The following is an 11,793-nucleotide window of genomic DNA, read 5'->3' on the forward strand; positions in this document are numbered from 1 at the left end:
ACGCGGAAGTAACGTGAAAGCGTGACCCCATCGACGACCGTGCACAGTCCGCTCCGGCTGTACGGCCGCAGCGGTGAACTGGCCATCCTGGAAACCCTGTTGGAGCGACTGCGGGCAGGGGACGGCGGAGCGCTCGTGCTGACCTCGCCGCCCGGCCTCGGCCGCACCGCCCTGCTGCGGCGGACCGCCGCCCACCACCGCGGACGGTACGGCGGCCCCGTCCTGTACGCCGCCGCTGCCCCCGCCGAAAAGCGGCTGCCCTACAGCGGGCTGCACGCACTGCTCTGCTCCGCCCCCGGTCCGCTCCCCGTCGCGCCCGACACGATCCTGGGCTCCGGGATCACCCCGGGCGGGCTGCTCGCCCTGCTCCGGGACCTGGGGGCCGAACAGCCCCTGCTGGTCTGCGTGGACGACGCGCACGCCTGGGACCCCGACTCCCGCGCCGCCCTCGGCTTCGCCGCCCGCAGACTCGGCGCGGGCAGCCGTGTCGCCGTGGTGATCGGCGCCGCCGACGAGACCGCCTTCGCCGGACTGCCGGCACTGCGCCTCGGCCCGCTCGACGACGACGCGGCGACCGCACTCCTGGACCGGCTCACCGACGGCACGGCCGAGGTCGACCCCGTCGTACGCAGCGAACTCCTGCGCGAGGCGGCGGGCAACCCCCGTCTGCTGGCCGGACTGGCCGGCCGGCTCACCCCCGGCCAGCTGGCCGGGCGTACCGCGCTGCCCTATCCGCTCCCCGGCGCCGAGGGCGTCCTCGACGCCCACGCCGCGCACCTCGACGGACTGTCGCCCGACACCCGCACCCTCCTCCTGCTCGCCGCCGCCGCGGAGGAGCACGAGCCGGACGGGGCGGGCGCCGACGCGGCGCTGCTGCTGCGGGCGGGTGCCCGGGCCGGACTGTCCCCCGCCTGCCTCGACCGGGTGCTCTTCGCGCCGACCGGCACCGCAGGCGCGCTCCAACGGGCAGGCAGCCGCGTGCACTTCAGCCATCCGCTGCTGCGCCGCGCGGTCCTGCACCGGGCGCCCCCGGCCCGCCGCCGCGCCGTGCACGAACTGCTCGCCGCGCTGCTCACCGGACCCGGGCAGGCCCCGCCGGCCGCGCTCGTCCAGCGGGCCTGCGCCGCGCCCGGGCCGGACGCCGCCCTCGCCGCGCAACTGGAGGCGGCCGCCGCCGCCCCGCGCCCGCACGGCGAACGCTCGGCCGCGCTCGCCCGTGCAGCCGCGCTCACCACCGACGAGACCCTGCGGGCCGCACGGTTCACCGCCGCCGCCGAGCAGGCCCGGCTGGCCGGCGACACCGGCCGGGCCCGCGCCATGCTGGCCCGCGTCGGCCCCCACCTCGCCGGCGGCGCCGCACCCTACGTACGCGGCATGCTCGCCCTGCGCGACGGACCGGTCGCCGACGCCCGCGAGGCCCTCCTGACCGCGGCCGGGCTGCTCGCCCCGCACGACCCCCGCCGCACCCTGGACGCCCTGTTCGGTGCCGCGGAGGCCGCCTGGGACATGGGGGACGCCATCGCCTATCTGGACGCCATGAACCGTGTCCCCGTCGCCGCGGCCGACCGGTCCATGGCCCGCTACCGCGCCGGGATGTGCGCCGTGCTCGCCGGACACCCCGACCGGGGCCACGCCCTCCTGCGGTGCTGCCTGGACTCCGCCGACCGCGCCGAGGACGCCGGGGAGCTCCTGCGGGCCGGTGCCTCGGCCCTGGTGCTCGGCGAGGTCGACGCGGCCTGCCGGGCCGGCGCCCGCGCCCTCGCCGTCGTACGCACCCGGGGGCCCGAGGCTCTGCTGCCGCACGCCCTGGAGCAGCTCGCCTACGCCGAACTGCGCACCGGGCAGCATGCCAGGGCCCGGGCCCACGCCCTGGAAGGACTGCACGCGGCCCGCCGCACCGGACAGCAGAACTCCGCCACCCATCTGCACGCCGTGCTCGCGCTTGCCGCCTCCGTGGAGGGCCCCGCCGAGGCGTGCGCCGCCCACGCCGACGCGGCCCTGGCCGGGGCGGGCCCGCACGGCCTCGCCCAGGCCGCCATGCTCGCCACCTGGGCCGTCGCCCGGGCGGACCTGGCGGCCGGCCGGCCCGGCGAGGCGGCGGCCCGGCTCGGCCCGCTGGTCAGACCCGGGCCCGGCACGGGCCACTTCGCCACCCGCATGCTCGCCGTGCCCTGCTACGTCGAGGCGATGGCGCTCTCCGGCCGCGCGGACGAGGCGGAGGGTGAACTGCGTGCGGCCGTAGAGGAGTTCGCCCTGTGGACCGCCCGGACGACCGACCCCCAGGTCCCCGCCCAGCTGGCCCGCTGCCGCGCCCTGCTGGCAGCACCCGAGGAGGCCGCCGCCCGGTACGAGGAGGCGCTGGCCCATCACGACCGCGCCGGCGGCGACTTCGAACGGGCCCGCACCCGGCTGCTCCAGGGCCAGCTGCTGCGCCGTCTGCGCCGTACCCGCGAGGCGCGCGGACCGCTGCGTGACGCACTGGTCGCCTTCGAACGCTGCTCCGCCCGCGTCTGGGCCGACCGGGCCGGCGGCGAACTGCGGGCCGCCGGCGAGGCGGTGGACGCCCCGGACCGGAGCGGGCCGGGGCCGCTGGCCGGGCTGACCCCGCAGCAGCAGCGGATCGCCCGCTGCGTGGCGGAGGGCGCCACCAACCGTGAGGTGGCGGTGCGGCTCTCGGTGAGCCCGCGGACCGTCGACCACCACCTCCGCAACGTCTTCGCCGCGCTCGGGGTCCGCTCCAGGACCGAGCTCGCACGGCTGCTGGACGGCGGGCGCGGACCGGGGTTGCAGGACCGTGATGAGAAGAACCGCGCAGACCTCTAGGTACCGACCGGGCGGTATGCCATTCTGCGGTCGTCAGGATCGATGGTGTGCACCCGACCGGTTCCGGGCCGGGCGCACACCGGGGCCGGCCCGTCCGCGGCCGGCCGATTCCCGGTGGAGGCCGCCATGCCACAGGTCGTACGTTCACGGATCAGGGCACTGCACGGACCGCCGTCCGCGGCACCGCTGCCGCACCGGGTCCGCTCCCTGGCCGACCGTGAGGCCGTGGCCGTGCTCCACCGGGCGGCCCGGGTGCTGCTGGAGGCGCTGCCCGAGCTCACGGACCGGCTGGTCGAGGCGCTGCGCGAGCAGGTCCCCGCCTACCGCCACGCGATGGAGACCGAGCCCGCCGAGATCTGGCAGGAGGTCCACCACTCGCTGCGGCACAACGTCGCCTCCCTCATCCAGCCCCGCGAGTACCGGGAGGCCGCCCACCGCACCTCCCGGTGGATCGGCGAGACCAGGGCCGAGCAGGGCGTACCGCTCGACGCGGTCATGCACGCCTTCCGGATGGGCGGGGCGATGGTCTGGCAGGACCTGGTCGACGACACGGCCCGGCGCCACCCCGAGGACACCCGGCTGCTCGTCCATGTCGCCGCGGACGTCTGGAACTTCGTCGACGAGCACTGCGCGGTGGTGGCCGAGGCGTACCGGCAGGCCGAGCGGCGGCTCTCCTGGCGCCGTGAGAACCAGCAGCGCCTGATGACGGCCGCACTGCTGGACGGCACCGCCCGGATCGCGGACCTGCCCGACGCCGCCGCGATGCTGGGCCTACCGGTGCAGGGGCGGTACGCCGTACTCGCGGTCGCCGGCGCCCGCCGCGCTCCGCACGGCACCGGACGGCCACCGCTGACCCTGCCCGAGGGGACGCCCGCCCTCTGGCACCAGGCGGGGGAGGTGGAACTGGCGATCCTGCCGCTGGCGGCGGCCCCGCCGGCGGTCGAGGCGGAACCCTCACGTGACGGGGACGGCGACAGCCCGGCCGCGCCCGCCCCGGCGGCCGACCGTGAACTCGCCCCGCTCGCCGACGGTCTGACGGTGCCTCCGGGCACCAGGGTCGGCATCGGCTCCGTGGTCGACGGGCTCGCCTGTCTCGGCGACGCACGGCGCCTCGCCGAGACGGCGCTGCGCGCCTGCCCGGCATCCGGCGGCACCGTCCTGCTCGACGAACACCTGCCCGCCGCGCTCGTCGTGTCCTCGCCCGGCCTCGGGACCGCGCTCGCCGACCGGGTCCTCGGCCCGCTCGACCGGCTCGACCCGGCGGACCGGGACGTGCTCATCGAGACGCTGACCGCGTGGCTCGACTCGGACGGCTCGGCGCAGCGGGCCGGCACGAAGCTGTACTGCCACCGCAACACCGTGCTGAACCGGCTGCGGCGGTTCGAGCAGCTGACGGGGCGCTGTCTGACGCGCCCGTCGGACGCGGTCGAGGTCTCACTGGCACTCGCGGCCCGGCGGCTGCTGGCGGGCTGACGGCTGCCGGCGGGCCGACGACCGGCCACCTCCGCCCCGGGGCCGCGGCTCGGCAGGTACCGCCGCCGGGGCGCACCCGTCCCCGGCAGGTACCGCCCCGGCTGGGCGCCCCTCCGTCCCCGCAGGTACCGCCCCGGCTGGGCGCCTCTGTCTCCGGGAGGTACCGCCCAGTCGCGGCGCCCCCGTCCCCGGTAAGCACCGCTCCGGCGGGGGCGTCCCCGGACCGAAGGACCCTGTGCCGGCGCACAGTCCTGTGCCGGGCGGGCTGTACCCGCGCCGCGTCCCGCCCCGGCCCCCTGTGCCGCACCCGCCCCGGCTGATGCCATGGCGCGCATGTCCTCAGCTGCCCCTTGCGGAGCCGTACCGGCGGAGCGAACCCGGTGAGCGGCGTGATCGACGCCCGGTCCCTCGCCGTGGTCATCTTCCTCGGCTTCGTCGCCGTGTCCCTGCTGCTGTGCGGCCTCGCCGCGGCCGACCAGGACGACCCGGAGCACTTCTACGCCGGCGGCGCCACCCTCGGCCCGGCCGCCGCAGGGCTGGCCATCGCCGGGGACTACGTCTCCGCCGCCACCCTGCTCTCCACCACCGGATCCGTCGCGCTCGCCGGGTTCGACGGCCTCCTGTTCGCCCTGGCCACCGTCGCCTCGCTGGTCCTGGTCATGCGGCTCTTCGCCGAACGACTGCGCCGCAGAGGCGTGTTCACCATGGGCGACTTCCTCGCGGACCGGCTCGGCGACGGGTCCGTGCGCCGGGCGCTCGGCGTGGCCACCCTCGTCGTCCTGGCTCCTCTGCTCCTCGTCCAGCTCACCACCGCCGGCCGCGTCATGACCGCCATGTTCGGGCTGCCCGACGGCGCCCTCACCGGCTGCACCGTCGCCAGCGGCGCGCTGATGGTCTGCTACTCGGCGTTCGGCGGGATGCGCGGCACCGGCTACATCCAGATCCTCAAGGTGGCCGTCGTCCTCGGCGCCGTCACCCTGCTCGCGGGACTCGTCCTGGCACGCTTCGACTGGTCCCCCTTCGCCCTCTTCGACGCCGCGCGGGCGGGCAGCGGGGCGGGCGGCGCCTACGCGCGCCCCGGCCTCCAGTTCGGCCACGGGTTCACGGGCGGGCTCGACCTGATCGGCTTCCAGGCCACCCTCGTGCTCGGCGCCGCCTGCATGCCGCACATCATGATGCGGCTCCACCCCGTCCGTGACGCCTGGACCGCCCGCCGGGCCGGCGTATGGGCCGTCAGCCCCGTAGCCCTGCTGTGCGCCGGCATCGTCGTCGTCGGCCTCGGCGCCTCCGCGCTCGTGGGCCGCGACCTGCTGTCCGCCGCCGACCCGGCCGGCGGCACCTCCCTGCTGATGGTGACCAGCGCCCTCGACCCGGGTGCGGCCGGTCCACGGGACAGCCCCCTGTTCGCGCTGGTGGCCAGCGCCGCGTTCGCCACGACCCTGGCCGCGGTCGCCGGGATCACCCTGGCCGCCGCCTCCTCCGTGGCCCGAGACTTCACGGTGAAGTCGGGCGCGCAGGGCGAGGGCAGGGCCTCGGCCAGGGAGATCCGGCGCGCCCGCTGGGCCGTCGCCGGCATCGGGGCGCTCGCCGTGCTCCTCTCGGCGTACACCCACGACCGCAACCCGCAGGTGCTGCTCTCCCTGTCGTTCGCGGCCGCCGCCTCGGTCCTGCCGCCCGTCCTGCTGTACGCCCTCTTCCGGCCGCGCTTCGACGCCCGCGGGGTGCGGTGGACCGTCTACGGGACGCTCCCGCTGATCGGGATCCTGATGGTCCTGTCACCGGCGTTCTCCGGCACACCCGTCGCGCTCTTCCCGGAGTGGGACTTCGCCGTCTTCCCGCTCCAGACCCCGGGCCTGGTCACCATCCCGGCGGGCTTCCTCCTCGGGCTGCTGGGATCGGGCCCGGACCCGGACGCCGCACCGGACGACCGGCACCGCCACCGGACCCGCCGGCCACCCGTACGCATCCGCGACGCCGCCTGAGGGCCGGGGGCGGCCGTACGTACGGGACGGCGCCGGAGGGGCAGGGGGCGCCCGTACGTACGAAACGGCGGACCGCCCGTACGGCTACGCGGTCCCGGGCTACAGGCCGAGCTCGGCCGTGTGCAGCCGGGCCAGCGCGTCCTTGTCGCCCTCCAGCTCCACATGCGCCGCGTCCTGCCGCCCCGCGGCGAACAGCAGCAGCTCACCCGGCTCCCCGGTGACCGTCACCACCGGGGTGCCCTTGTGGGCCACCGCCGTCTGGCCGTCCGGGCGCCGCAGGACCAGGCCCACCGGGGCCCGGCGGCCCAGCATCCGGGCCGTCTTCTCGGTGCGCGACCACAGGACGTCCGCGAACACCGGATCCAGCTCCCGCCGGGACCAGTCGGGCTGGGCCCGGCGCACATCCTCCGCGTGGATGTAGAACTCGACGGTGTTGGCCGCCTCGTCCAGCTGCTTCAGCCCGAACGGCGACATCCGGGGCGGCCCCGTACGGATGAGCTGGATCAGCTCCTCGTACGGCTTGGCGGCGAACTCGGCCTGGACCCGCTCCAGCCGGTTCTTCAGGGCGCCCACCAGGATCCCGCCCGCGGCGTCCGCACGGCGTTCCCGCACCACGACATGGGCGGCCAGGTCACGGGTCTTCCAGCCGTTGCACAGGGTCTGGGCTTCGGGACCCGCCGCTTCCAACAGGTCGGCGAGCAGAAGACGTTCACGCTTCGCATGGGTCGACATGCCCGCCAGCGTACGACCGCCGCCCGCGGTCCGCCCAGTGGACGCACGGCCGGACGGCCCCCTCCGGCGCGGCACAATGGGGCCCATGACCAGCACGCCCGGCTCCCCGCCCGCCAGCAATCTCGACCCGGCCGTCGCCGCCCGCCTCAAGCGAGGCCCCGACGGACTGTTCCCGGCCATCGCCCAGCAGCACGACACGGGCGAGGTGCTCATGCTCGGCTGGATGGACGACGAGGCGCTGCACCGCACCCTCACCACGGGCCGCTGCACCTACTGGTCCCGCAGCCGCCAGGAGTACTGGGTCAAGGGGGACACCTCCGGCCACACCCAGCAGGTGGTCTCGGTCGCGCTGGACTGCGACGCCGACACCGTCCTGGTGAAGGTCGACCAGACGGGTGCCGCCTGCCACACCGGCGCGCGCACCTGCTTCGACAAGGACGTCCTCCCGCTCACCGCGCCCCGATAAGGTCAGCCGCCATGGATCTCGACACGTTCCGCAAGCTCGCCGTCGACCGGCGTGTCATCCCCGTCAGCCGCCGGCTCCTCGCGGACGGCGACACCCCGGTCGGGCTCTACCGGAAGCTCGCCGCCGAACGCCCAGGCACCTTCCTCCTCGAATCCGCGGAGAGCGGCCGCACCTGGTCCCGCTACTCCTTCATCGGGGTACGCAGCGCCGCCACCCTGACCTCCCGCGACGGCGAGGCCCACTGGCTCGGCACCCCGCCCGTCGGCGTCCCCGTCGGGGGCGACCCGCTGCAGGCGCTCCGGGCCACCGTCGAGACCCTGCACACGCCCCGCGACCTGGTCGGCGACGAGGGCCTCCCGCCGTTCACCGGCGGCATGGTCGGCTACCTCGGCTACGACGTCGTCCGCAGGCTGGAGCGGATCACCGAGCACGGCGGCGACGACCTGAAGCTCCCCGAGCTCACCATGCTGCTCACCTCGGACCTCGCCGTCCTCGACCACGGGACCGGCACCGTCCTGCTGATCGCCAACGCGATCAACCACAACGACCTGGACACCGGCGTCGACGAGGCCCACCAGGACGCCGTCGCCCGGCTCGACGCCATGGAGCGGGACCTGTCCCGGCCCGTGGAGAACGCCCCCGCCGCGCTGCCGCCCTCCGAGCTCCCGCCGTACACCGCGCTCTGGGGCGGCCAGGCGTTCATGGACGCCGTCGAGGACGTCAAGGAGCGCATCAGGGCGGGGGAGGCCTTCCAGGTCGTCCCCTCCCAGCGCTTCGAGACGCCCTGCACGGCGAGCGCCCTGGACGTCTACCGGGTGCTGCGCGCCACCAACCCGTCGCCGTACATGTACCTCTTCCGCTTCGACGGCTTCGACGTCGTCGGCTCCAGCCCCGAGGCGCTCGTCAAGGTCGAGGACGGCCGGGCGATGGTCCACCCCATCGCCGGGACCAGGCACCGCGGCGCCACCCCGCAGGAGGACCAGGCACTCGCCGACGAACTCCTCGCCGACCCCAAGGAGCGCGCCGAGCACCTGATGCTCGTCGACCTCGGCCGCAACGACCTGGGGCGGGTCTGCGAGCCGGGCAGCGTCGAGGTGGTCGACTTCATGTCCGTCGAGCGGTACTCGCACGTGATGCACATCGTCTCCACCGTCACCGGCCGGGTCGCCGAGGGCCGCACCGCCTTCGACGTCCTCACCGCGTGCTTCCCCGCCGGCACCCTCTCCGGCGCCCCCAAGCCCCGCGCCCTCCAGATCATCGAGGAGCTCGAACCCAGCCGCCGCGGCCTCTACGGCGGCTGCGTCGGCTACCTCGACTTCGCCGGGGACTCCGACACCGCCATCGCCATCCGCACCGCTCTGCTCCGCGACGGCACCGCGTACGTCCAGGCCGGTGCGGGCATCGTCGCGGACTCCGACCCGGTCGCCGAGGACACGGAATGCCGCAACAAGGCCGCGGCGGTCCTGCGCGCCGTGCATACGGCGAACCGCCTCCCGTCGGCCGGAGCCGGTAAGGGATAGTGGAGTACGTGAGTGCCGTCCCCGTACCCCAGCCCCGTGCCCGAGCCGCCTCCGCGCCCGACAGCGCAGGAAGCCGCCGAAGCCTGGCCGCCGGCCTGCTCCTCGGGGCGGCCGGCGCCACCGTCGTCCTCCTCGCCTCCGGGCAGACCTGGGCCGAGGGCAAGGCGTCCGTCGGCGGCGGCACGCTTCCGCTCACCGCCGACGGCCAGGACGTCACAGGCGTCCCGGCGGCCCTGGCCGTGGTCGGCCTGGCCGCCCTCGTCGCCGTCTTCGCCGTCCGGGGGGCCGGCCGCCTGGTCGTCGCCGCGCTGCTGGCCCTGAGCGGCCTCGGCGCGGGCTTCAGCGCCTACACCGGCGCCTCGGACAGCGCGGCCCTGGACGAGCAGGCCGCGCAGACCACGGGCAACACCGCGGCCACCGTCGGCGCCCTCAGCCACACCGCCTGGCCCTACATCACCGCGGCCGGCGGACTGCTCATCCTGCTCGCCGGACTGCTCGCCCTGCGCTACGGCAGCCGCTGGCCCGCCATGTCGGGACGGTACGAGCGCGACGGCACCCCCCGCCCCCGCAAGGTCCCCCGCACCGCCCCGGACCCCGAGCGGCCCGAGGAACTGTGGAAGGCCCTGGACCGCGGCGAGGACCCGACGCGCGAGGCATGACCCCCAGCCTCAGGTCCCCCGGCGCGTACGGGACAATGGCAGTGAGCTTTTCCAGCGATACCTTCAGCGCAACACCAACTAGGAGCAACTCATGGCGGGCAGCAGCCACGGACACACCCCGGCCGCCTGGACCGGTGTCATCATCTCCTTCATCGGCTTCTGCATCGCGGGCCTCTTCATGGTCGCGGCGAACACGCTCGGCTTCTGGGCCGGTATCGGCGTGGTCCTCCTCGGCGGTGTCGTCGGTCTCGCCATGAAGATGGCCGGCCTCGGCATGCCGAAGGAGTCCGCCGAGATGGCGGCCGCCAGGGCCCGCGCCGGCCAGGCCCAGATCACGGCCTGAACAGGCCCCCGGGGGCCCCGGCAGGTGCCGGGATCCGGGACACGACGCGAGGCGCAGCCCGGACCGGGCTGCGCCTTTCCTCAAGAGCGGGGACAATCGGCGCGTGGACGCCTCAGCCTCTCCCGCAGCCGCCGCCCCGGACCCCGCACCCGCCCCTCCGGGCCCGGCACCCGTGCCCGCACCCGGGCCCGGTCTGCCGGCCCCCGCCCCGTACTCGCGCCTCCGCCGGCTCGCCACACCCGCCGGCGTCATGGCCGCCGTCGTCGGGGCCTTCGCCTACGTCGCCACGGTCGACCCCAACGAACCCGGGCACTACCCGGTCTGCCCCATGCTCCGGTTCACCGGGGTGTTCTGCCCCGGCTGCGGCGGACTGCGCAGCGCCCACGCCTTCGCCCACGGAGACCTGGCCGCGGCCCTCGGCGCCAACGCCCTGGCCGTCGTCGGCTACGTGGTCTTCGCGGCGGTCTGGCTGCTCTGGACGGTCCGCGCGAGCCGGGGCCGCCCGATGCGGATCGCTCTCGCACCCGGTTACTGGTGGGGCATCGGCGCGGTGCTGGTGGTCTTCTCCGTGGTCAGGAACCTGCCCTTCGGTTCCGCGCTGGCTCCCTGATTGACCAGGTAGTGGGACGTCAGGGCGGCGGATGCGGGCCCTGAGCCATCCTGCGGATACCATCGAGATGGCTGATCCTGTACCCATCACCGCTTCGGAAGGGGGCCGCTCGCGTGAGTGTGCTCGACGAGATCATTGACGGCGTCCGCGCCGACCTCGCGGAGCGGCAGGCGCGTGTCAGCCTCGACGAGCTCAAGGAACGCGCCGCGCGCGCTCCCCAGGCCAAGGACGGAGTCGCCGCCCTGCGCGGCGAGGGTGTGACCGTCATCTGCGAGGTCAAGCGCTCCAGCCCCTCCAAGGGGGCCCTGGCCGCCATCGCCGACCCGGCCGCGCTCGCCGCGGACTACGAGGCCGGCGGGGCGTCCGTCATCTCGGTCCTCACCGAGGAGCGCCGCTTCGGCGGTTCGCTCGCCGACCTGGAGGCCGTCCGCGGCAAGGTCGACATCCCGGTCCTGCGCAAGGACTTCATCGTCACCTCCTACCAGCTGTGGGAGGCACGGGCCTACGGCGCCGACCTCGCCCTGCTGATCGTGGCCGCACTCGACCAGGAGGCCCTCGTCTCGCTGATCGAGCGCGCCGAGTCGATCGGCCTGACGCCGCTCGTCGAGGCCCACGACGAGGAGGAGGCGGAGCGCGCCGTGGACGCCGGGGCGAAGATCATCGGTGTCAACGCGCGCAACCTCAAGGACCTCAAGGTCGACCGCTCCACCTTCGAGCGCGTCGCCCCCGAGATCCCGGACCACATCGTCAAGGTCGCCGAGTCCGGCGTCCGCGGCCCGCACGACCTCATCGCGTACGCCAACGCCGGCGCCGACGCGGTGCTGGTGGGCGAGTCCCTGGTCACCGGCCGCGCCCCCCGGGCCGCCGTCGCCGACCTGGTCGCCGCCGGCGCCCACCCCGCGCTCCGGCACGGACGGGGCTGACCCCACCCGTGACCGCCGCCCGTCCCGCCGCCCGCATCCGGCCGGGCCTCCGCCCCGCCGGGGCGCAGGTCCGGGACCCGCACGCGCCGCTGGCGCGCGGCTGCCGCCCCCGCGGCTGCCGCGCCCCCGCCCGGCGCGTGCACGGCCGGCGTGTGCGGTACGTCATCGGCGACGAGCCGGGACAGGTCAACGGCATGCGATGGCGCACGGGGTCCGCGCCGTAGCGAGCCCCGGCCGTCGCCCGCCTCCTCCGTACAGGGGG

The 11,793-nt window shown here is 75.7% G+C and carries 11 protein-coding genes; 10 read left to right on the top strand and 1 reads right to left on the bottom strand.

Going from position 1 to position 11,793, the window contains the following annotated elements; all coding sequences use genetic code 11:
• Positions 1–21: 21 nt before the first annotated feature.
• The 3 genes from JKV81_RS01660 to JKV81_RS01670 all read left to right on the top strand — a co-directional run bounded on the left by JKV81_RS01660 (position 22) and on the right by JKV81_RS01670 (position 6,278).
• Complete coding sequence (locus JKV81_RS01660; RefSeq protein ID WP_372444047.1) at positions 22–2,823, top strand: helix-turn-helix transcriptional regulator; 2,802 nt, start codon at positions 22–24, stop codon at positions 2,821–2,823.
• A 126-nt stretch (positions 2,824–2,949) separates the two neighbouring features.
• Positions 2,950–4,296 carry a PucR family transcriptional regulator gene (locus JKV81_RS01665; RefSeq protein WP_202074782.1) on the top strand — a complete coding sequence of 449 codons (1,347 nt, stop codon included), beginning with the start codon at positions 2,950–2,952 and terminating at the stop codon, positions 4,294–4,296.
• Positions 4,297–4,676: 380 nt separating this feature from the next.
• Positions 4,677–6,278, top strand: a complete 1,602-nt coding sequence (locus tag JKV81_RS01670; RefSeq protein ID WP_202074783.1) for a sodium/solute symporter — start codon at positions 4,677–4,679, stop codon at positions 6,276–6,278.
• 99 nt (positions 6,279–6,377) lie between these two features.
• On the opposite strand, the gene JKV81_RS01675 is transcribed toward JKV81_RS01670, so the two are convergent.
• Positions 6,378–7,010: a TIGR03085 family metal-binding protein gene (locus tag JKV81_RS01675; RefSeq protein ID WP_124276967.1), complete on the bottom strand. Its 633-nt coding sequence runs from the start codon at positions 7,008–7,010 to the stop codon at positions 6,378–6,380.
• An 85-nt stretch (positions 7,011–7,095) separates the two neighbouring features.
• On the opposite strand from JKV81_RS01675, the gene hisI reads away from it, so the two are divergent.
• From hisI to trpM, 7 genes are all read left to right on the top strand, one after another.
• Entirely contained in the window at positions 7,096–7,476 is a 381-nt protein-coding gene (gene hisI, locus JKV81_RS01680; protein ID WP_099176202.1) for a phosphoribosyl-AMP cyclohydrolase, read from the top strand.
• Positions 7,477–7,487: 11 nt separating this feature from the next.
• Positions 7,488–8,996: an anthranilate synthase component I gene (locus tag JKV81_RS01685; protein ID WP_129262150.1), complete on the top strand. Its 1,509-nt coding sequence runs from the start codon at positions 7,488–7,490 to the stop codon at positions 8,994–8,996.
• Positions 8,996–9,655: a TIGR02234 family membrane protein gene (locus tag JKV81_RS01690; RefSeq protein ID WP_129262148.1), complete on the top strand. Its 660-nt coding sequence runs from the start codon at positions 8,996–8,998 to the stop codon at positions 9,653–9,655. Before JKV81_RS01685 ends, JKV81_RS01690 begins: the two co-directional genes overlap by 1 nt.
• Positions 9,656–9,746: 91 nt before the next feature.
• Positions 9,747–9,998 carry an HGxxPAAW family protein gene (locus JKV81_RS01695; protein WP_129262146.1) on the top strand — a complete coding sequence of 84 codons (252 nt, stop codon included), beginning with the start codon at positions 9,747–9,749 and terminating at the stop codon, positions 9,996–9,998.
• Positions 9,999–10,101: 103 nt separating this feature from the next.
• Positions 10,102–10,608, top strand: a complete 507-nt coding sequence (locus JKV81_RS01700) for a DUF2752 domain-containing protein (protein WP_202074784.1) — start codon at positions 10,102–10,104, stop codon at positions 10,606–10,608.
• A gap of 113 nt (positions 10,609–10,721) precedes the next feature.
• Positions 10,722–11,531: an indole-3-glycerol phosphate synthase TrpC gene (gene trpC / locus JKV81_RS01705; protein ID WP_129262142.1), complete on the top strand. Its 810-nt coding sequence runs from the start codon at positions 10,722–10,724 to the stop codon at positions 11,529–11,531.
• 8 nt (positions 11,532–11,539) lie between these two features.
• A complete protein-coding gene (gene trpM / locus JKV81_RS36050; protein ID WP_372444048.1) occupies positions 11,540–11,755 on the top strand; it encodes a tryptophan biosynthesis modulator TrpM in 216 nt (71 codons plus the stop codon).
• Positions 11,756–11,793 lie beyond the last annotated feature (38 nt).

Source organism: Streptomyces silvae (assembly GCF_016745505.1).
GTDB lineage: Bacteria > Actinomycetota > Actinomycetes > Streptomycetales > Streptomycetaceae > Streptomyces > Streptomyces silvae.

Excerpts from the sequence above, each read along its gene's own strand:
- JKV81_RS01665 (WP_202074782.1), top strand. The coding sequence starts at position 2,950 with ATGCCACAGGTCGTACGTTCACGGATCAGGGCACTGCACGGACCGCCG.
- JKV81_RS01675 (WP_124276967.1), bottom strand. The coding sequence starts at position 7,010 with ATGTCGACCCATGCGAAGCGTGAACGTCTTCTGCTCGCCGACCTGTTG.
- hisI (WP_099176202.1), top strand. The coding sequence starts at position 7,096 with ATGACCAGCACGCCCGGCTCCCCGCCCGCCAGCAATCTCGACCCGGCC.
- JKV81_RS01685 (WP_129262150.1), top strand. The coding sequence starts at position 7,488 with ATGGATCTCGACACGTTCCGCAAGCTCGCCGTCGACCGGCGTGTCATC.
- JKV81_RS01695 (WP_129262146.1), top strand. The coding sequence starts at position 9,747 with ATGGCGGGCAGCAGCCACGGACACACCCCGGCCGCCTGGACCGGTGTC.